Origin of the sequence: Streptomyces collinus Tu 365, from assembly GCF_000444875.1 — a bacterium.
GTDB lineage: Bacteria > Actinomycetota > Actinomycetes > Streptomycetales > Streptomycetaceae > Streptomyces > Streptomyces collinus_A.
The window spans coordinates 4,500,675-4,521,359 of sequence record NC_021985.1; the positions used below are offsets into that span (position 1 = coordinate 4,500,675).

Below are 20,685 nucleotides of genomic sequence, written 5' to 3' on the forward strand. Positions count from 1 at the left end.
GGGCCCCGTGCCCGGCTCCCGCCGGAGCGGCAGCTCCGGCACTCATCACCCCACCACGAAGGACGATGAACGACGATGCATCGGTACAGGTCCCACACCTGCGGCCAGCTCCGCGCCTCTGACGTCGGCACCGACGTCCGGCTGAGTGGCTGGCTGCACAATCGGCGCGACCTGGGCGGCATCCTCTTCATCGATCTGCGCGACCACTACGGCATCACGCAGCTGGTGGCCCGTCCCGGCACGGCCGCCTACGAGGCCCTGGACAAGATCTCCAAGGAGTCCACGGTCCGCGTCGACGGCCAGGTTGTTTCACGTGGAACCGAGAACGTGAACCCCGACCTGCCCACCGGCGAGATCGAGGTCGAGGTCGCCGACGTCGAGCTGCTCGGCGCGGCCGCCCCGCTGCCCTTCACGATCAACACCGAGGACGGGGTCAACGAGGAGCGGCGCCTGGAGTACCGCTTCCTGGACCTGCGCCGCGAGCGCATGCACCGCAACATCATGCTGCGCACGGCGGTCATCTCGGCCATGCGCCAGAAGATGGCGGTGATGGGCTTCAACGAGATGGCGACGCCGATCCTGTCCGCCACCTCCCCCGAGGGCGCCCGTGACTACGTGGTCCCCTCCCGCGTGCACCCGGGCAAGTTCTACGCCCTGCCGCAGGCCCCGCAGCAGTTCAAGCAGCTGCTGATGATCTCCGGCTTCGACCGCTACTTCCAGATCGCGCCCTGCTTCCGCGACGAGGACGCCCGCGCCGACCGCTCGCCGGGCGAGTTCTACCAGCTCGACATCGAGATGTCCTTCGTCGAGCAGGAGGACATCTTCCAGCCGGTCGAGAAGCTGATGACCGAGCTGTTCGAGGAGTTCGGCGGCGGTCGCCACGTCACCTCCCCCTTCCCGCGCATCCCGTTCCGCGAGGCGATGCTCAAGTACGGCTCCGACAAGCCGGACCTGCGGGCCAAGCTGGAACTGGTGGACATCACCGACGTCTTCGAGGGCTCGGAGTTCAAGGCGTTCGCGGGCAAGCACGTGCGCGCCCTCGCGGTGCCGGACGTCTCCGCCCAGCCCCGCAAGTTCTTCGACCAGCTCGGTGACTACGCCGTCGAGCAGGGTGCCAAGGGCCTGGCCTGGGTGCGCGTGGCCGAGGACGGCACGCTGTCCGGCCCGATCGCGAAGTTCCTGACCGAGGCGAACGTCGCCGAGCTGACCAAGCGGCTCGCGCTGGCCCCCGGCCACGCCGTCTTCTTCGGCGCGGGCGAGTACGACGAGGTCTCCAAGATCATGGGTGCCGTCCGGGTGGAGGCCGCCAAGCGCGCCGGCCACTTCGAGGACGGCGTCTTCCGCTTCTGCTGGATCGTCGACTTCCCGATGTACGAGAAGGACGAGGAGACCGGCGGGATCGACTTCTCGCACAACCCGTTCTCGATGCCGCAGGGCGGTCTGGAGGCCCTGGAGACCCAGGACCCGCTGGACATCCTCGGCTGGCAGTACGACATCGTCTGCAACGGCGTCGAGCTGTCCTCCGGCGCGATCCGGAACCACGAGCCGGACATCATGCTCAAGGCCTTCGAGATCGCGGGCTACGACCGTGAGACCGTCGAGGAGAAGTTCGCCGGCATGCTCCGCGCGTTCCGCTTCGGCGCCCCGCCGCACGGCGGCATCGCCCCCGGCGTGGACCGCATCGTCATGCTCCTCGCGGACGAGCCCAACATCCGCGAGACGATCGCCTTCCCGCTCAACGGCAACGCCCAGGACCTGATGATGGGCGCCCCGACCGAGCTGGACGAGTCCCGCCTGCGCGAGCTGCACCTGAGCATCAGGAAGCCGCAGCCGAAGTAGTAGTACCGGGTGTCCGTGCGCGCCGATCCGTCCTGACTCGCTCTTGACGATCGGCGCGCACAGCCGTCTCCGGCGCGTCAGGACAGGGACGTGTAGCCGCCCCAGCCTGTGGCGATCTTCGTGCGGGCGCCGAAGGAGCCCTTGCCGTCACCGCTGTTGCGGTAGACGTTGCCGCCGCTGTCCCGCGAGACCAGGTCGGCCCTGCCGTCGTCGGTGAGGTCGCCGACACCGACCACCGCGTTGTACGAGGCGCCCCAGTCGGCGAACACCTTCGCCCGGGCCGCGAAGGTGCCGTCGCCCCGGCCGTCGAACCGGTAGAGGGTGTTCGCCTTGTCCTGGGCGAGCAGGTCGCCGATGCCGTCGCCGTTCAGGTCGCCTGCGCCGATGACCTTCTTGTAGCCCTTCCAGTTGTCGTACAGCTTCACCCGGGCCGCCAGCTTGCCGTCGGCCGTGCCCTTGTGGAGGTAGACGGTGCCGGTCGAGGCGGCGCGGCTGATCAGGTCGGGACGCCCGTCGCCGGTGACGTCACCGGGCGAGGTCAGCACGTCGTACTGGGTCCAGCCGCTGCTCGCGAGGGTCGTGTACGACGTCTTCGGGGTGACCGCCTTGCCGCAGCCCGGCTTGTACAGGCGCAGGGCGCCGCTGCTCAGCCGGACCAGCACGTCGTTGCAGCGGTCGCCGTCGAGGTCGCCGAAGGGCACGGCCCTGACGCTCGTCGCCCAGCCGGTGCCGGTGGTCTTGTCGCCGAACCTGCCCGTGCCGGTGCCGGCCTGGAAGGTCAGCCCGCCCGAGGAGTTGAGCGTGAGCAGGTCGCCCCGGCCGTCCGGGCCGTCGGGGCTGGTGAAGTCGTGCCGTACGGGGGCGCCCCGGGACAGGAAGCCCTCGCCGGACGCCACGGTGACCGCGCCGGCGGTGCCGGTGCCGGTGGCCTTGAGGGTCCAGGTGAACATCCCGTTGGGGAAACGGACGTTCGTGGCCGTGGTGCCGGACCAGTGCGCCGCCACCCGGGCCGGGGACGCGCCCCCGGTGATCGTGTCGCTCACCCTGCCCTTCGCGCCGCTCTGCACGGAGGCGAACGTCAGCGACCAGGAGGTGACCGGACGGGACAGCAGCCACGAGCCCTCGAACGGCGTGCCGGGGTCGACGTAACTCGGCGTCCCGGACTCGAAGGCCGTCACGGCCGACGGCGTGACGCCGGTGGTGGCGACGTGCGTCCGCTCGTACAGGTCGGTCCAGGCGACCAGGCCCGTGTACTCGTCCACGGTCCACTTGAAGCGGCGGTCCACGGCGAGGCCGGTGTCCTGGACGGTCGTGGCGATCACCCGGGTGGCGCCGGTGGCCGCCTCGGTCAGGACCAGGGTGCCGACGGCGTGGTCGTGCCGGACGGTGAAGCCGTCGCCCAGCAGCACGTCGCCCCCGGTCACCGCGCGGGACGTGCCCGCCTTGGTGTCGTACACGCCCGCCGAGTCGTCGCCGCACGCCCAGTACACCCAGCGGCCGGCCGCCTGCAGTTCGTCCGGCACACAGCCGAGGCCGGGCACGGTGACCGTGGCCCCCGTCCGGCCCGTGGCGATGTCGTACGAGGTGAGTTCGGCGGCGGTGGCCGTGGCGCTCCACAGCGTGGGGCCGTTCAGCGCGGCGGCGCGCACGGACCGCTTCAGCTTCTGGCCCTGCCCGAACTCGCCGACGTACTGCGCCGGGGACGCGCCGCCGGAGTTGTAGACGGCGTAGCCGTCGGAGACGTCGACGACGGTGCCGCCCCGGGTACGGAACTCCAGGGTGTGGTCGGAGGAGCCGTCCTTCATCGCGATCAGCCGGTCCGACTCGCCGGCGATGCCGGCGTCGTCGTACGTGGTGAGGAAGGCGTCACGCGGGCCGTCGCCGCTGTTGCCCCACAGCACCGAGCAGTCGGCTCCGGCGTAGGGACACACGGGGCTGATCCTGTCGCCGGGCTGCGGCTCGGAGGCGGTCAGCCGGCCGCCGGTCGTGGTGAGCGTGCGCACCGAGGTGGTGTCCGTGGTGCCGCTCGGGTCGTCCTCGGCGACGCGCAGACTGCCGCGGCTGAGCGCGAGGCCCGTCTTGGCGTTCTCCGGCGCGGGGACCTGCGCCGCCTTCGTCGCGGTCAGCGAGCCGTCGGCGGACTGGGTCACCCGCTGGGTCCACCAGTCGGCGGCGTCGGTGCCGCCGGTGACCAGGGCGCTGTCGCCGGAGGCGCGGACCGCGTACGCGCCGGCCTTGGCCAGCAGGGTGCGCGACGAGCCGTCGGCGAGGGACACGGCGGCCAGGCGGACGCCGGTCCCGCTGCCGATGCCGCCGGACAGCGGCAGCAGCAGCCAGTCGCCGACGAGGACCGGGGCGCCCTCCAGGTAGCCGCCCGGCGCGGGCAGGTCCAGCACCTGCTCGACGCCGCCCGGGTCCGTGCGCGACTTCAGGCGCAGGTCACCGGAGCCGAGGTCGTACACGCCGACGCGGTCGTCGCTCATGACGGTGACCGGGCGGGCGCCCACGGCCTCGAACACCTCGGTGGCGACGGCCGTGCCGGTGTCCAGGTGGTACAGGTCGGTGCCCACCTGGAACAACGCGCCGTGCGCGTCGGCGGCCTTGACGGAACCCGAGGTGATCCGCGTGCCGGCGGGCGCGAGGGCGCGGGAGCGCCACGCGCCGTCCACCCGGTCGTGCAGCGCCCGCTCGGTGAGCACGGTCCGCCCGGCAAGTCCGCGGTACGCCTGGTCGGAGGTGAGGACCGACGTCGTCCGGGTCTCCGGGTCCCAGAGGGACACCGAGCCGGCCTGCGGCAGCGCGACCAGGTCGCCGTCGGAGCCGTACCAGGCCTCCGGGCAGGTCGTCGAGCCCAGGTTCGCGCACGCGCCGACCGGCGCGTAGGCGCCGTCCGCCGTGCCGACGACCACGGTGGTGCCGGTGGCGTGATCCGTCCACAGCAGCCCGGCGATCCCGCTCTGCCGGTGCAGGAATCCGCTCGCGCCGGCGACCAGGGGCCGGTCGGTGCGCGGGCGGGTGGAGTTGGGGTCGGTCAGTGTGATCTCGGTGGTGCCGGCCGCCGGGGTGCCCGGTTCGGCCGAGGCGCCGCCGCCCGGCAGGACGGCGGCGGACACGGCCGCCAGGGCGACCGCGAACGAGGAGACGGCCGCGGCCGCGCCGCGCCGTCGGGGGGCGTGTCTGCCCACGTGAGTTTCCCTCCCCGCGAGGGCCCCCGCCCTCGCCAAGTGAGCGGACCTTACCAGGGCTTTTACCGGGGCTTTTACCGGGCTTGGGGAAGGGGTGGGAGAAGGTACGGGGCTCGGGTGGGCGACGGGACGGCGCGAAGACGGGGGTGGAGACCGTGCGGCGGGCCGGGTTACTCGCCCGTGCCGGGATCGGGTTCGTCCTCGGGAGCGGCACCGTCCTCCAGCAGCCGCTCGGCGATGTCGTCCGACCAGGCCTGCGCCCAGGCGCGCAGGTCGGCGACGCGCGGCTCGTCCAGCCCGTACCGCAGGAACTCCAGGGTGGAGTAGAAGTCCGTGCCCGTCAGGCGGGACTGCAGGGTGGGCAGGTCGAAGGGGTCATGGGCGTGCCTGCGGCCCAGTTCCTCCAGGTCCGGCAGGGAGAAGCGGGTGGCGGCGGCCCGCGCGTCGATCAGGTCGACGGCGGCGCCCCGGTCGTACAGGGCCCGGATCTTCGTGCCGACGGCGTCCTCGGCGCAGAGCGCGGGGCCGTACGCGGTCAGCTCGGGCGGCTGCCAGAACGTCTCCTTGTGCAGGGTGAGGGTGCAGGGCTCGCCGCTCGGCGGGTCCGTGACCGTCAGCTCCGCGGTCCGCTCGGTGGCCCTTCCGGCCTGCACCAGCCGCCCCCGCGCCTCCAGGGCGGCGCCGACGGCACCGGCGATGCGGTCCATGGCCTTGGGGCTCTCGGTGGCGAAGTCGACGTTCGCGTGCGGCCGTTCGAGCAGCCCGTGCGCCTGCAACGCGTAACCGCCGGCGAGCACGAGCCCGAACGGCCCGCCGACGCCGACGACGTCGGAGAGGAGCCGGTGGTGGGGGCTGGGTAGGTTCACGAGATCCTTACTCTGCCAGAACGGAGCGGGGGCGGCCGGGCGCGGGGCCCCCGTGTCCGGTCAGGTCTGCGGTACGTCGCGGGTCTCTGCGGCGAGATCATCGGCCTCGCCGAACAGGTCCTCCGCGTGCTCGACCGTGCGTGCCCGGTCGAGCCAGTCGCTGACGCGGCCGGGGTCGGTGCACGCGGTGATGCGCCCACGCACGTCGTCCGGCACCGGGATGCCGCGCACCTCGAGGACCGCCAGCACGCCCTTTGCCTCCCCCTTTGCCTCCCCCTTGGCTTCGCCCGTGGCCTTGCCTTCCAGGTAGGCCCGCTCCATGACATGGCCGCGGCCGGGGAAGTAGTTGACGAACCCCATGATCTGCCTCCACTTGTCGCCGGCGGGGTTGTCCCCCAGGGCGACGTCCAGGAATTGGTAGAAGTAGTCGGCGGCCTCGGCGTCCATGCCCTGCAGAGCACGGCCCAGTGCCTCCAGTATGGCGTCGCGGTCCGCGCTGTTGGCGTGTGTCAGGGCGGAGAACGTGGCGAGTGCGGGCTTCTCCGCCGCCGTCCGCGCGTCCGTGATGACCGGCAGGTTGTCCGGGCCGACCACCAGCGGGTACGTCCGCTGGGTGGTCCAGCCCCGTGCTCCGCACTCGAAGGGGCCCGCCGCCCACTTCGCGGTCGTACGATCCCGGCAGACGACCAGGAGCAGAACCGGCAGGCCGTACTTCGCCCGCAGGTATGCGACGTAGTAGGCCCAGCTCGACCCCTTCTTCGGGTCGCGGCGTTCCTGGGCCTCGATGGCCAGCAGGAACTCCTGGCCGTCCGAGGGGGCGACGCGCAGTGCGGTGTCGATGTGACGGGCCAGTGGCTTGGTCTCCGTCACGTCGGTGATGACCGCGTCCACGGTCGCCTTCTCGGGCAACGCGATCCCCAGCACCTTGAACACGGGCGTGAGGATCTCGGGCCGCTCCTGGAAGATCCGGTGCATGCCCTCATGGGCTGATGTGACCATGTGCGCAACGTAGGGGCGACGAAGAGACGTCTGCCCGGACGATCAGAGGGCGTTCAGTCCTTCGAGTGGCGCAGAAACGTTCAGGAGAACCGGGCCGGTTCGCCGGGTTCCGGACCAGGCGGCGGTTCAGACGGCCGGCTTCTCCTCCAGGCGCGGGAAGAGGATCGCGCCCTTGGTGACGGTCGAGCCCGCCGGCAGGGTGCCCCACCGGCCCGCGTCCTGGACCCGCTGCTCGGCCAGGGCGCCCAGGGACGCCTCCGCGCCGAGCGAGTCCCACAGCTTGCGCGAGGTCCCCGGCATGACCGGGTTGAGCAGCACGGCGACCGCGCGCAGCGACTCGGCGGCCGTGTAGAGGACGGTCGCGAGGCGGGCCCGGCCCTGCTCCGACTCGTCCTTGGCCACCTTCCACGGTTCCTGTTCGGTGAGGTAGCCGTTGACCTGCTTGACGAAGTCGAAGACGGCCAGGATGCCGCCCTGGAAGTCCAGTTCGTCGCCGATCCGCCGGTCGGCCTCGGCGACCGCCCGGACGAGACCCGCGTGGACCGCCGCCTCCGCCTCGCCGTCCGCGGTGGCCGCGGGCAGGGTCCCGCCGAAGTACGTGCCGACCATGGCGGCCACGCGCGAGGCGAGGTTGCCGTAGCCGTTCGCCAGTTCGCTCGTGTAGCGGGCGGTGAAGTCCTCCCAGGAGAAGGAGCCGTCCTGGCCGAAGGCGATGGCGCGCAGGAAGTACCAGCGGTAGGCGTCCACGCCGAAGTGCGAGGTGAGGTCCTGCGGCCTGATGCCGGTCAGGTTGGACTTCGACATCTTCTCGCCGCCGACCATCAGCCAGCCGTTGGCGGCGATCCTGCCGGGCAGCGGCAGGCCCTGGGCCATCAGCATCGCCGGCCAGATCACCGCGTGGAAACGGAGGATGTCCTTGCCGACGAGGTGGACGTCGGCCGGGAAGGTGTCCGCGAACTTCTCCGGGTTCTCGTTGTAGCCGGCCGCCGTCGCGTAGTTCAGCAGCGCGTCGACCCACACGTAGATCACGTGCTGGTGGTCCCAGGGGACCGGGACGCCCCAGTCGAACGTCGAGCGGGAGATGGAGAGGTCCTGCAGGCCACCGCGGACGAAGTTCACCACCTCGTTGCGCGCGGACTCGGGCTGGATGAAACCGGGGTTCGCCTCGTAGTGGGCGAGGAGCCGGTCGCCGTACTCGCTCAGCCGGAAGAAGTAGTTCTCCTCCTTGAGGATCTCCACCGGCCGCTTGTGGATCGGGCACAGCTTCCGGCCCGCGTACTCGCCCTCGCCGTCGATCAGTTCACCCGGGAGCTTGTACTCCTCGCAGTCGACGCAGTACGGGCCCTCGTAGCCGCCCTTGTAGATCTCGCCCTTGTCGTACAGGTCCTGCACGAACTCCTGGACGCGGTCGGTGTGCCGCTGCTGCGTGGTGCGGATGAAGTCGTCGTTCGCGATCCCCAGGTGGTCCCAGAGCGGCTGCCAGGCATCGGTGACGAGCCTGTCCGCCCACTGCCGGGGCGTCACCCCGTTCGCCTCGGCCGTGCGCTGGATCTTCTGGCCGTGCTCGTCCGTGCCGGTGAGGTACCACACCCGCTCACCGCGCTGGCGGTGCCAGCGGGTGAGCACGTCGCCGGCCACCGTGGTGTAGGCGTGGCCGAGGTGGGGCGCGTCGTTGACGTAGTAGATCGGGGTGGTGACGTAGTACGACGAATGCGTCGAGGGCATCGCGCCGTCAGCCCTCCGTGCCGCCGAAGCGCTCCTTGTACGTCTCCAGGTCCTCGTCGGTGAGCTTCGCGAAGAGGACCGGGGGGACGGTGAAGGGGGTACCGGACGGGACCGAGGAGAGGGCCTTCGCCTCGTCCGCGGTGACCCAGGCCGCGGTGTCGTTCTCCAGGGAGAACGCCTCCCGCATGACCTTCGCCGTCGCCGGGATGAACGGCTCGGAGACCACCGCGTACAGGTGGATCAGGTTCATCGCCGTGCGCAGGGTGAGCGCGGCGCCGTCCTTGTCGGTCTTGATCTCCAGCCAGGGGGCCTTCTCCTCCAGGTAGGAGTTGCCGGCCGACCACAGGGCGCGCAGGGCCGCGGCGGCCTTGCGGAACTGGAGGGTCTCCATGTGCGACTCGTACTCCGCCAGGAGCGTCGCGATCTCCTCGCCGAGGCGGGTCTCCGCCTCGCCCGGCGCGCCGCCCTCGGGGACGTCGTCGCCGAAGCGCTTGCGGGAGAAGGACAGGACACGGTTGACGAAGTTGCCGAGGGTGTCGGCGAGGTCCTTGTTGACCGTGGCCGTGAAGTGCTCCCACGTGAAGGACGAGTCGTCCGACTCGGGGGCGTTGGCGATCAGGAAGTAGCGCCAGTAGTCGGCGGGCAGGATCTCCAGGGCCTGGTCGGTGAAGACGCCCCGCTTCTGCGAGGTGGAGAACTTGCCGCCGTAGTACGTCAGCCAGTTGAACGCCTTGACGTAGTCGACCTTCTTCCACGGCTCGCGCACGCCCAGCTCGGTGGCCGGGAACATCACGGTGTGGAAGGGGACGTTGTCCTTGGCCATGAACTCGGTGTAGCGGACCTCGGTGTCCACGTCGTACCACCACGACTTCCAGTCGCGGTTCTCCGGGTCCTGGTCCGCCCACTCCTTGGTCGCGCCGATGTACTCGATCGGGGCGTCGAACCAGACGTAGAAGACCTTGCCCTCGGCGGCCAGTTCCGGCCAGGTGTCCGCCGGGACCGGGACGCCCCAGTCGAGGTCACGGGTGATGGCGCGGTCGTGCAGGCCCTCGGTCAGCCACTTGCGGGCGATGGACGAGGCGAGCTGCGGCCAGTCCTCCTCGTGCCGGGAGACCCACGCCTCGACCTCGTGCTGCAGCTTGGACTGCAGCAGGAAGAGGTGCTTCGTCTCGCGGACCTCCAGGTCCGTGGAGCCCGAGATCGCCGAGCGGGGGTTGATCAGGTCCGTGGGGTCCAGGACACGGGTGCAGTTCTCGCACTGGTCGCCGCGGGCCTTGTCGTAGCCGCAGTGCGGGCAGGTGCCCTCGACGTAGCGGTCCGGCAGGAAGCGGCCGTCGGCGGGGCTGTACACCTGGCGGATGGCGCGCTCTTCGATGAAGCCGTTCTCGTTCAGCTTGCGGGCGAAGTGCTGGGTGATGTCCCGGTTCTCCGCGGAGGAGCTGCGGCCGAAGTAGTCGAAGGCGAGCGCGAAGCCGTCGTAGACGGCCTTCTGGGCGTCGTGCGCCTGGGCGCAGAACACGTCCACCGCGAGGCCCTGCTCCTTGGCGGCGAGCTCGGCGGGGGTGCCGTGCTCGTCGGTCGCGCAGATGTACAGGACGTCGTGGCCGCGCCGGCGGAGGTACCGGGAGTACACGTCCGCCGGGAGCATGGACCCCACCATGTTGCCCAGGTGCTTGATCCCGTTGATGTACGGAAGGGCGCTGGTGATGAGGTGTCGAGCCATCGGGGGCTGCTCCCAGGTCGCTACGTGTACGAACCTTGAAATCGTAGCCGACGTGTGTATGCCGCCCGCTTCCGTTTTACGGGGTGAGAAGCGGGCGGCACGGGGAGTGCGGGGAGTTACGCGGTGTTACGACAGGTCACGGACGCCAGGCGGCGAGTACGCCCTCGTAGAGCTCCGTGTCCGTGAGTTCGCGCGGGGTGGGGCCCGCGTGGAAGAAGGACGTGTTGTCGGTCTTCAGCTTGCGCAGGTAGTCGAAGGCCTTGTTGTCGTGCTCGCCGAAGGCGACGAAGGAGAAGAACACCGAGGGGTGGGTCTTCGCGGCCTCGGTGAGGGACTGGGTGGCGGGGGTCTTCGCGTCCGGGGCGCCGTCCGTCTGGAAGACGACCAGCGCGGGGACGGCCGGGTCGGCGTTCTTCTCGTGGTGCGCGAGTACGGCCTCGACGGCGGCGTGGTAGCTGGTACGGCCCATGCGGCCGAGGCCGGCGTGCACGTCGTCGATCCGGGTCTCGTGGTCCGCGTCGAGGGTGAGGTCGGTGGTGCCGTCGACCTCGGTGGAGAAGAAGACGACGTGGACCGTGGCCTCGGGGTCCAGGTGGGCGGCGAGGGCGAGGGTCTGGTCGGCGAGGGCCTGGGCGGAGCCGTCCTTGTAGTACGGGCGCATGCTCGCGGAGCGGTCGAGGACGAGGTAGAGCTTCGCTCGTTTGCCGGTGAGGTCGGTCTTCTTGAGGGTGGTGGTCGCGGCCTTGTAGGCGGTGGTGAGGGAGGGGGTGCGGGACTTGATCTTGGTGAGGGGTGTGGCGGGCTTGGCCTGCGCGTCGGCCTCCGGCTCGGGCTCGTTGGTCGCCTCGGCTTCGCCTTCGGCTCGGTCGTTCCCACCCGCACCACCCGTGCGGGTCTCGTCGTCGGCCGCGGGTGACTCCTGTGGGGTGTCCTCGCCGTCGGCGGCCTGCGGCGCCTCGGCTGCGACCGGCTGCGGCTCCGGCGTCGGCTCCGGTTCGGCCTCGGGCTTCGCCTCGGCGACGGGCTCTGCGTTGGCCTCGGCCTTGGGCTCGTTGGTCGCCTCGGCTTCGCCTTCGGCTCGGTCGTTCCCACCCGCACCACCCGTGCGGGTCTCGTCGTCGGCCGCGGGTGACTCCTGTGGGGTGTCCTCGCCGTCGGCGGCCTGGGGCGCCTCGGCTGCCACCGGCTCCGGCGCCGGCTCCGGTTCGGCCTCGGCCGCGGGCTTAGCGACGGGCTCGGCCTCGGCTTCGGGCTTCGCGACGGGCTCGGCTTCGGGCTTCGCCTCGGCGACGGGCTCTGCGCCTGCCTCAGCCTTGGGCTCGGTGGTCGCCTCGGCTTCGGGCTTTGCCGCTGCCTCGGCTTCGTGCTTGGCGTCTGCTTCGGCCTCCGCCGCTGCCTCCGCGGCGACCTCGGCCTTTGCCTCCGCCTCGGCCACCGGCTGGACGAACTTGAGCACGGCCTCCGTGACAGCCGGCTCAGCCTCAGGCTCGGCGGCGTCGGCCTTGGACTCCTCTTCGGCCACCGGCTCAGCGGCCTCGGCCACCGGCTCCGGCTCGACGACCTCGGCCTCGCGGTCCGCCTCGGGCGTCTCAGCCTCGGGCTCGGCCACCGGCTCGGGCTTCTCGGCCTCGGGGTCGGCCACCGCCTTGGGGTCGGCCACCGTCTCGGCCGTCTCGGCCTCGGTCGTCGCAGCCTCGGGGGCGGACACCGGCTCGGGCGTCTCCGCCGTGGGCTCGGTCGCCTGAGCTGTGGGTTCGGTCGGCTCGGTCTTGGGCGCCGGCTCAGGCGTCGGCTCTGCCCCCGGCTCGGGTGACGTGGCCTGCTTGGGGACCGTGATGTTGTCGAAGGCCGCGGAGACCAGTTCGTGCTCCTCGGGGGAGGACGTGCGGGGCTCGGGGACCTGGGTGGGCGCAGGGGACTGGGCCGCACCCTCTGCCTCGGCCGTTCGTCCCTTGCGTGAGCGGCCGAATGCGTTCCGCAGGAGAGTGAGAATGCCCATGTGCGCAACCCTTCGTGTGAGTTGATGCCCGTTTAATCCCTGGCCAGGACGGACACGTAAGGTTAGCGGCCCGCGATCCCGTTTCGGTCGGTGGCCGAGCTGTCAATGCGGTGTTGTGATCGTCCGCTCCGCGGCCACCTCCTGGCGCAGCGGCTCCGGCACGCTGCCCGAGGGGCCCGTCAGGTCGGTCCTGACCGCGCTCGGGTGCTCCGACCGGCGCACCTCCTCCGCCAGTTCACGCAGGTGCAGCGCCACCGCGTCGACGATGCGTTCCACGGTTACGACCAGCGGTCACCACGCGGCGGCCCGCCTGCCGGTGGGCGGCGGCTCGGTGAGCGCCCGCGACAGGTCCCGGTAGAGGCGGCGGCGCATGCGGGCCCGGCCCGCGGGGTCGGTTTCCGGGCCGAAGGCCGCCTCGACGCCGAGCGCGCCGAAGAGCTGCGGGACCGCGATGTCCAGGACGCCGGACAGGGCGCCCATGGAGGCGAGCGCGCCGTACGCCGGCTGTCCGGCCGCGAGACCGGTCGCCGGCGGCAGGCTCGTCGCGAGGACGGCGCGGGCCATCGCGGACCGGTTGAGGGGTGCCCGGCGGGGTCGGAGGTTCCGGACCTCACGGGACATGCGCCCATTGTTCCCGCTCCGTTCCGGCCTGCGGTCCCGTCAGCCGGGTGCGTGCAGGGTGACGTCGACGACCAGTGCGCGGTGGTCGGTGCGGGTCAGACGCAGGAAGCGGGCGTCGGCCGCGGAGAAGTCCGGGGAGAGCAGGACGTGGTCGATCTGGGCGCCGATGACGGAGGCGGTGCGGGCGGGCCAGCTCGGGGTGCGGTCGTGTCCGTCGAGGCCGGCGGCGTCGGACAGGCCGGTGTCGAGGATGCGGCGGAAGGCCTGATGGTCCTGGGAGGCGTTGAAGTCGCCGGCGAGGATGGTGGGCGTGCGGGTGTCGGCGGCGGCGAAGGCGCGCAGCCGGTCCAGTTCCCGGCGCCAGAGGCCGACCTGGCCGGGCAGCGGGGGCATCGGGTGGGCGAGCTGGACGCGTACGGCGTGGCCGCGTACGTCGGCGACGGCTCCGGGCATGCCCATCGTGCCGGGGACCCCGGCCGCCGGCCGCAGTGGGTAGCGGCTGAGGACGAGGGAGCCCTTGGAGCCGTCCGCCGCGACGGCCCGCCGGTGCGGGTAGGCGTCGGCCAGGTCCCGCTCCAGGGTGGCCCGGCAGGTGTGCTCGCACTCCTCGACGAAGACGAGGTCCGGGCGTTGCCGGCGGATCTGCGGGACCAGGGACGGGGTGCCGCGGCCGAACTCGACGTTCGAGGTCAGCACCCGCAGGGAGGCGACGGGCCGCCCCGCGGGCTCGTGGACGCGGCCGTAGGGGTCCGCGTACCAGGCCAGCACGGCCAGCGCGGCGACCGCCCACACCAGTCCCGCCCACCAGCGGGCGAGCAGCGCGCACAGCAGGCCGAGCACGGCCGGTACGAGCAGCCAGGGCAGGAAGGCGAGCAGCTGCGGGACGGGTGTGACGCCGTCGGTGCCGGCCGCCCGGCAGCCGAGGACCGCGCTCACCCCGGCCAGCAGCAGCCCCGCGCACCAGGAACCGGGCCTGCGGGGACGATCGCTCACCCGGCCGAGCCTACGAGCCGGTGTCGATCCGTGTCAGGAACTTCTCCAGGACGCGGTTGAACTCCGGGGCCCGCTCCAGGTTCGGCAGGTGGGCCGCGCCGTCGACGACGTGCAGCACCGAGTCGGGGAGCGCCGCGTGCATCGCCTCCGCGTCCGCGACCGGGGTGTAGGTGTCGTCGGCGCCGACCACGACCAGCGCGGGGACGGTCACCTTCGTCAACAGGCCGCGGTAGCCGGGGCGTTCGGCGCGGCCGCGCAGGGAGGCCGCGGCGCCCTGCGGTGCGGTGGCCGTCATCATGCGGTGGACGTGGGACTTGACCTCGGGCGCGGCGTAGGGGGCGACCATCCTCTCCAGCACCTCGTCGGCGTAGCCGCGCATGCCCTCGGCGAGCAGCCGGTCCGCCATGGCGCGCCGGCCCAGCCTTCCGGCGGGGGTCTCGGGGTCGGGGAAGGTGTCGGCGAGGACCAGGCCCCGGACGCGGTCGCCGAAGCGGCCGTAGCACTCCATGGCGATCTGGCCGCCCATCGACAGGCCGGCCAGGACGCAGGTGTCCACGGCCAGGTGGTCCAGCAGGTCCTCGATGTCCCGGGCGTGGCGGGAGAGCGGGACGGTGCCGGGGGTCACCGGGGAGGCGCCGTAGCCGCGCAGGTCGGGGGCGACCACCCGGCGTCCGGCGGCGAACGCGGTGAGCTGCGGGGCCCACATCGTGCGGTCGAAGGGGTGGCCGTGGACGAGGACGAGGGGCACCCGCGCGGAGACACCGGGGTTTTTGTCCTCGTACGAGAGGAAGGGGGGCATGTGTTCGACCCTAGGTGTGGCCTCTCCTTCGGTGCAATGAAATCTTTGCCCTCGGTGCAATCGCGCGCAGCGTCACGGCGGGAGAGACAGAGGAGAAGGGGGACGCGTGGACGACTACCGGCGCATCGCCGGCCGGATCGCCGCGGACATCGGGCGCGGCCGGCTCCGGCCGGGGCAACGGCTGCCGCCGCAGCGGGCGTTCGCCCGGCGGCACGGGATCGCGGCCTCGACGGCGGGGCGGGTGTACGCCGAACTCGTGCGCCGGGGACTGGTGGTGGGCGAGGTCGGGCGCGGCACGTTCGTCCGCGCCACCGAGCCGGACCCGCAGCCCGGGCACGCGCTGACCGAGGCGGCGGACCGCGCCCCCGTGAACCTGGAGCTCAACTACCCGTCGGCGCCCGGCCAGGCGGAGCTGCTGGCACCCGCCCTCGCGCCGCTGCTGCGGCCGGACGCGCTGGCCGAGGCGCTGCGGCCGGCGGCGGCCGCGGGGACCCGGGCGGCCCGCGAGGCGGCCGCCGGGCTGCTCGCCGCCGGTGGCCACCGGCCCGACCCGGACGGCGTCGTCTTCACCGGCAACGCCCGTCAGGCCGTCGCGGCCACGCTCGCCTCGCTGGTACGGCCGGGCGGCCGGGTCGGGGTGGAACCGCTGACGTATCCGCTGGTCAAGGAGATCGCGGCCCGGATCGGCTGCGTCCTCGTGCCGCTCGCCACCGACGAGCGGGGGCCGCTGCCGGAGTCGGTCGCGGCCGCCCACCGCACCGCTCCGCTGTCCGCCCTCTACCTCCAGCCGACCTTGCACAACCCGACCTCGCTGACGCTGTCCGCCGAGCGGCGGGCCGCACTGGCGGAGGTCGTCCACAGCCTGGGGACACCGGTCGTGGAGGACCGGATCTGGTCGTTCCTGCACCAGGGCGGCGAACCGCCGCTCGCCGCCCTCGCGCCCGGGCTGGTCCACGTGGTCGACGGGCTGTCCAAGCGGGTAGCGCCGGGGCTCACCGTCGGGTTCGTCTCGGCGCCGGCCGACCGGGCGGGGGCGGTGGCCCGGGCCGTGCGCTCCGGGGGCTGGGGCGCGGGCGGCTTCGCGCTGGAGGCGGCCGTGCGCTGGATCGGCGACGGCACCGTGGCGCGGCTGGCCGACGCCAAGCGGCGCCAGGCGCGGCGGCGGCAACGGCTGGTCGCGCGGGAGCTGGACGGTTTCGCCGTACGGTCCGATCCGGCCGCCTACTTCGCCTGGTGGGAGCTGCCCGCGCCCTGGCGGGCCGACACCTTCACCGCGGCCGCCCGGGCGCGGGGCATCGCCGTCACCCCGGGCACCGCCTTCGCGGTCGACCCGAACCGGACCCCGTCCGCCGTCAGACTGGGCCTCGCCTCCGCCGGGGAACCGGACCTGACCCAGGCCCTGCGCAGCCTCGCCGAGCTGGCGCGGGAAGGGCCGGGGGCAGGGGCTGGGGGAGGGTGAGGGACCGCCGGGGCGCTGTGCGTGGGCGTCGAGGTGAGCCCGGGGGCTTGCGTGCGGGGCGCTCCGGCCGCCCGGTCGTGGTGACCGACGGGAACGGTACCGAAGGCGGGGGGAGCGCGCTGCGGGGCGGGGGTCACCGGTGGTGGCCCGCCGGCAGGTTGCCGGGGCGCGGTGTGCCTGGGGCCTGAGCCCGGGGGCCTGCGGTCCGGTCCGGCCGGCCCGGCCGTCCCACCGGAGTGGCCGAGGCCAGGGCTGCGGGCGGCTGCCTGGTCGCCGGTACCGGGGCCGTCCGGACCGCCCGGAGCCGGATGCGGGCGGGGAGGGGGTGCTGCGCCTGGCGGGCTCGGCGTCTCGTGCGTCGTCGGTTCAGTGGGGAGGGGGACGGCGGCGCGGGGATACCGGGCGGTGGCCCGTTGTCGGGGCGGCCCTCCCGGGGACCGGTCCGTGTCGCTCAGGTCTGGGCCGGGGTGGACGGCTGGGGCTGGTTCTGGGGGGACGGGGTCGCCGGCGGCTCCGGTGCCGGCTCCGGAGGGGTCCGGTGCGGGTACCGGGCGGTGCGGTGCGGGCGCAGGCGCCGGGTGAGCCAGGTGGTGAGGGCCACGGTCAGGCCCAGGGCGAGCAGCAGCCAGGAGACCGTCCGCAGGGTGGCGGTCAGCGCGTCGTAGACCGCGCCCGCGGCCGGGTGGGGGACGTCGGCGGGCAGGCCGGAGAGGGTGAGGCTGCGGCCGACGGTCAGGGCGACGCCGAGCAGCGCGCCGCCGAGGGCCGTGCCCAGCGCGGTCGCGGTGACGGCGCGGCGGCGGCGGACGGCCAGCGCGATGCCCGCGACGGCGAAGACGCCGGCCGCGACCGGCAGCCAGAAGCCGGCGACCTCGAGCACCTGGAACCCCTTCCTCAGCGGGGCGACCTCGGCCGCCTGGAGCACCGGGACCGCGGTGTGCTCCACCGGGATGCGCGCGGCCAGCGGGATGTGGTCGTGGGTGAGCTGCCGTTTGACCTGCGCGGTGACCGGCGCGAGGTCGACGGTGACCGGCCGGCCGGCCGCGTCGTCGGCCGGGTCCTCGTCGCGCAGCGCGCGCAGGATCGCGTCATGGGTGACCCGGTTGCCGGTGTCCCAGGCGAGCCGGAAGGCGCGGGTCTGGGTGAAGGAGCGCACCGCGTCGTGCACGAACGGGGCGACCGAGCCGCGCAGCGGGCGCACGTCGACCTTCTGGTCCACCTCGCGCAGGATGCCGTCCCCGACCGTCTCCGCGACCGCCTCCCGCACGTCGGGGTCGGCGGCGAGCGGCGCCATCGTGGTGACGTACCGGCCCGTGTCGGCGAGTCCGTACGACGCCCAGGCGGCCAGCGCGCCGAACGGCACGAGGAGGCAGGCCAGGACGATCAGTACGGCCGACAGGGCGTTCCTGACACGTGGGGACACCTTTCCAGCCAAGGGCCCCGGGGGCCGGTGCGCGAGCGGGGCGCCCGCGTTCGGGGGAATCGCGGGACCGGACGGCCGTACGGAGGGCCACCCCGGGAAGAGCGCCCGGACGTGCGGGGGCCCCGGCCGCTGTCCGGCCGGGGCCCCGAGGGGCGCCGCGCGTTCAGCCGACGCGGTGCCCGGTCGCGTCCTCGTGCGTGTAGTAGCGGTAGAAGAGCACGGCGAAGGCGACCCCGGCGACCACCAGCGACATGCCGATCGACCTGATGACCGACTCGCCGGCCTGGCTGTACAGGAACCCGAACGCGCAGCCGTAGAAGGCGGCCCAGGCCAGGGCGCGCAGTTCCCGGCGCAGCCGTGGGGCGAAGGCCAGGAGCGCCATCAGCACCACCGCGAACACGAGCGCCGTGACGAAGCCGAACAGCAGGTTCCAGCCGGTGACGGGACCGCCGCTGCGGCGGTTGGCCGCCGCCCAGTAGCCGTAGACCAGGCCCAGCAGGACCGGGGCGACCAGCCGGCCGATCCGGTGGACGCGCGCGTCGAAGACGTTCGGTGGGGGGCCGGTGGTCACGGCCGGACGGGTGGTGCGGGGCGTTCCGCCCGGCGCGGGTGCCGCTTGAGCCATGAGAGCACTCCTCTCTCTCCTCGCCCCCGGTTCCAGGGCACACCTGGGGGGACGGCCTGGCAAGTCGGCCAGGAGGGTGACGGGTGCCCGGATGCGGCCGTCACGTTCCCGTGTTTGCCTGAGGGGCATGGAGGGCCGCCCGCCGTGACCGAGGTCGAGTACCGCGCCCGGAGGCAGCTGCTGCGGGCCCGCGGGCGGAGCGTGGCCTGGGTGCCGCCCCTGCTGCTGCTCGTGGGCATCGCCCTCGTGGACTTCAACACCACCGAGCGGTTCCGCGTCATCTCGTGGATCGTCCTGGTCCCGGGCACGGCCGCCGCGATCTGCGGGGTGTGGACGACCGCCGGGTACGCGCTGGTGGCGGTGGTGACGTACGTCCTCGTGGACAGCGCCTGGCCCGGTGAGTACCAGGCCGGACTGGCCGACTTCGTCCTCGTGGCGCTCGGCGGTGTGCTGGCCACGCTGGCCTCCGTCGTGCGGGTGCGCCACGAACGGCAGATGCTGCACATGCGGGACATCGCCGAGACCACCCGGCGCACCGTGCTGCGCCCGCTGCCGCCGCGCTGGGCGGGCCTGGAGCACGCGGGCGTGTACCTGGCGGCGGACGTCGAGGCCCGGGTCGGCGGCGACTTCTACGACATCCAGCCCGGCCCGCACGGCACCCGGGTCCTTTTCGGGGACGTCCAGGGCAAGGGACTGGGCGCGGTGGAGGTGGCCGCGGCGCTGCTCGGCACCTTCCGGGAGGCCGGCTACCACGAGGCGGACCTCAGGACCGTCGCGGAGCGGCTCGAGGTGCGCATGTTCCGGCACCGCACGCACACCTCCGCCCTCGGCAGGGACGACGGCGACCGCTTCGCCACCGCGGTCCTGCTGGGCTTCCCGCCGGAGGACCCGGACACGGTCGAACTCGTCAACTTCGGGCACGAGCCGCCGCTCGCCGTCGGCCCGCACGGCGTCCGCGCCCTGCCGAGCGGCGACGGCCTGCCCCTCGGCTACGGCGACCTCGTGGGCGACGGCCCGCACCTGCACCGGGTGCCGCTGGAGCGCGCGGAGACCCTGCTGCTGGTGACCGACGGGGTGACCGAGGCCCGGGACGGCGCCGGGACGTTCTACCCGCTGGCCCGTGAGGTGGCCCGGGCGGTCGAGGCCGACCCGCGCCGGGCGGAGCCGCGGCGGCTGGTGCGCCGGGTCCGCGACGGTGTGCTCCGGCACAGCCGCGGCCACCTCGGCGACGACACCACCGTGTTCGCCGTGCGGCGGACGGTGCGCGAAGCCCCCGTAGGGGGACGTTCGCCGTCCTGAGAAGCGCCTTCGCGGCGGCAGCGGCTACGGTGCTCGCTGTAGGCGATCCACAGGGGAGGGACGATGCCCGGAACCGTGCTGCTGCTCGCGGCCTCGCCGCTGGGCCGGGGACGTCTGGTGGACGCGGCGGGTGTGCTGCCCGTGCTGGCCGCGGTGGCCCCCGCCATACTGTCGGGCACCGACACCGCGAACGTGGTCGAACTCGCCGACCCGCTGGAGCCGCAGGCCGTCCTGACCCGGCTGCGCGCCGCCGCGGCCGCGCCCGGACCGCTCACCGTGTACGTCACCGGTCAGCTCCACCTGGACCGCCGCCAGCGCCTGCCCCACCTCGCGCTGGCCCGCACCACCCCCTCCACCGTCCGCTACACGGCGCTGCCCTGGCACTGGATCAGGGAGGAGCTGCGGCTGCGCCCGGCGGGCGCCACGGCGCTCCTCCTCGACCTGCACACGGACGCGGAGACCTGGCGGCACCTGGCGGGACGGCCGCTGGACTCGGGCCGCACCACCGAGGTCTACGGCCGTATCGCGCCCCCGGCCGGCCGCTGGGGCCTGGCCGAGCCGTCGTACATGAGGACGGTGGCGACGCTGCTGCGCAGCGGGCACCGGCCGCCGCTGGCGGAGCTGCACCGGCAGGCGCTGGCCCGGATCGCGGACGAGGTGGCGACGAACATCGTGCTCACCGCGCGGCCGCCCGCGCCGAGCGATCCGCACGCCGCCATCAGCGCCGCCGTGAGCGCCGGCCGGCACGCCGAAGCGGACGCGCTCGCCGCCCGGCACGAGCAGGCCGCGGTACGCGCGGGCGGCCCGGCCTCCGACGACGCCCTGCACTGGGCGGAGGTACGGGCCGACCTGGCGATGTTCGCGGGGGACGCGGCGCGCAGCTGCCGGGCCTGGCTGGACGTGGCCCGGGTGCGGCTGGCGGCGGGGCAGGCGCCGGACGCGCCCGCCGTGGAGGCGGCGGCCGACCGGGCGCACCACCAGTGGGGGGCCATCCACGACGCGGCGCGGGCCCGTGAACTCGGGCCCGCGCTCGCGGAGTTGAGACTGCGCGTGCCGGGCCGCCGGCAGGGCGCACTGGAGAACGTCCAGCGGCACCTGCGGCAGCTCCAGGCCCGCTAGGGCCGCTGGGC

At 73.4% G+C, this 20,685-nt stretch carries 14 protein-coding genes and 1 pseudogene; 4 read left to right on the top strand and 11 right to left on the bottom strand.

All coding sequences use genetic code 11. The annotated features are described in order from the left end of the window. The first annotated feature begins 75 nt into the window (after nucleotides 1-75). Nucleotides 76-1,839 (top strand): aspartate--tRNA ligase, encoded by a 1,764-nt coding sequence (gene aspS / locus B446_RS19640; protein ID WP_020941185.1) that lies wholly within the window; start codon nucleotides 76-78, stop codon nucleotides 1,837-1,839. A 77-nt stretch (nucleotides 1,840-1,916) separates the two neighbouring features. On the opposite strand, the gene B446_RS40775 is transcribed toward aspS, so the two are convergent. The 9 genes and pseudogenes from B446_RS40775 to B446_RS19685 form a co-directional block, all read right to left on the bottom strand. Next, complete coding sequence (locus B446_RS40775) at nucleotides 1,917-5,024, bottom strand: FG-GAP repeat domain-containing protein (protein ID WP_020941186.1); 3,108 nt, start codon at nucleotides 5,022-5,024, stop codon at nucleotides 1,917-1,919. Between the two features lie 170 nt (nucleotides 5,025-5,194). After that, on the bottom strand, nucleotides 5,195-5,890 hold the full coding sequence (locus tag B446_RS19650; protein WP_020941187.1) for a hypothetical protein: 696 nt from the start codon (nucleotides 5,888-5,890) through the stop codon (nucleotides 5,195-5,197). Between the two features lie 60 nt (nucleotides 5,891-5,950). Continuing rightward, on the bottom strand, nucleotides 5,951-6,889 hold the full coding sequence (locus B446_RS19655) for a hypothetical protein (RefSeq protein ID WP_043476049.1): 939 nt from the start codon (nucleotides 6,887-6,889) through the stop codon (nucleotides 5,951-5,953). 126 nt (nucleotides 6,890-7,015) lie between these two features. After that, nucleotides 7,016-8,614, bottom strand: coding sequence for a methionine--tRNA ligase (gene metG / locus B446_RS19660; RefSeq protein ID WP_020941189.1), 1,599 nt, complete (start codon nucleotides 8,612-8,614; stop codon nucleotides 7,016-7,018). Nucleotides 8,615-8,621: 7 nt separating this feature from the next. Beyond that, entirely contained in the window at nucleotides 8,622-10,337 is a 1,716-nt protein-coding gene (gene metG / locus B446_RS19665) for a methionine--tRNA ligase (RefSeq protein WP_020941190.1), read from the bottom strand. A gap of 136 nt (nucleotides 10,338-10,473) precedes the next feature. Beyond that, entirely contained in the window at nucleotides 10,474-12,336 is a 1,863-nt protein-coding gene (locus B446_RS19670) for a VWA domain-containing protein (RefSeq protein ID WP_020941191.1), read from the bottom strand. Nucleotides 12,337-12,438: 102 nt separating this feature from the next. Next, nucleotides 12,439-12,756 (bottom strand): annotated as a pseudogene (locus B446_RS37200) (FUSC family protein); the annotation flags it as partial. A 240-nt stretch (nucleotides 12,757-12,996) separates the two neighbouring features. Next, the gene (locus tag B446_RS19680) at nucleotides 12,997-13,950 is read right to left on the bottom strand and encodes an endonuclease/exonuclease/phosphatase family protein (RefSeq protein WP_043476054.1); all 954 of its coding nucleotides are present in this window, start codon (nucleotides 13,948-13,950) and stop codon (nucleotides 12,997-12,999) included. 10 nt (nucleotides 13,951-13,960) lie between these two features. Next, nucleotides 13,961-14,749: an alpha/beta fold hydrolase gene (locus tag B446_RS19685; RefSeq protein ID WP_020941193.1), complete on the bottom strand. Its 789-nt coding sequence runs from the start codon at nucleotides 14,747-14,749 to the stop codon at nucleotides 13,961-13,963. A gap of 106 nt (nucleotides 14,750-14,855) precedes the next feature. On the opposite strand from B446_RS19685, the gene B446_RS19690 reads away from it, so the two are divergent. Next, complete coding sequence (locus tag B446_RS19690; protein ID WP_020941194.1) at nucleotides 14,856-16,208, top strand: PLP-dependent aminotransferase family protein; 1,353 nt, start codon at nucleotides 14,856-14,858, stop codon at nucleotides 16,206-16,208. Nucleotides 16,209-16,659: 451 nt separating this feature from the next. Here B446_RS19690 and B446_RS19695 read toward each other — a convergent pair whose 3' ends face one another. Together B446_RS19695 and B446_RS19700 are read right to left on the bottom strand one after the other, a co-directional pair. Next, nucleotides 16,660-17,631 carry a hypothetical protein gene (locus B446_RS19695; RefSeq protein ID WP_020941195.1) on the bottom strand — a complete coding sequence of 324 codons (972 nt, stop codon included), beginning with the start codon at nucleotides 17,629-17,631 and terminating at the stop codon, nucleotides 16,660-16,662. 163 nt (nucleotides 17,632-17,794) lie between these two features. Continuing rightward, on the bottom strand, nucleotides 17,795-18,256 hold the full coding sequence (locus B446_RS19700) for a hypothetical protein (RefSeq protein WP_020941196.1): 462 nt from the start codon (nucleotides 18,254-18,256) through the stop codon (nucleotides 17,795-17,797). A 144-nt stretch (nucleotides 18,257-18,400) separates the two neighbouring features. Here B446_RS19700 and B446_RS19705 point away from each other — a divergent pair, with 144 nt between their 5' ends. Together B446_RS19705 and B446_RS19710 are read left to right on the top strand one after the other, a co-directional pair. Further along, complete coding sequence (locus B446_RS19705; RefSeq protein ID WP_020941197.1) at nucleotides 18,401-19,555, top strand: PP2C family protein-serine/threonine phosphatase; 1,155 nt, start codon at nucleotides 18,401-18,403, stop codon at nucleotides 19,553-19,555. 63 nt (nucleotides 19,556-19,618) lie between these two features. Beyond that, entirely contained in the window at nucleotides 19,619-20,674 is a 1,056-nt protein-coding gene (locus tag B446_RS19710) for a hypothetical protein (protein ID WP_020941198.1), read from the top strand. Nucleotides 20,675-20,685 lie beyond the last annotated feature (11 nt).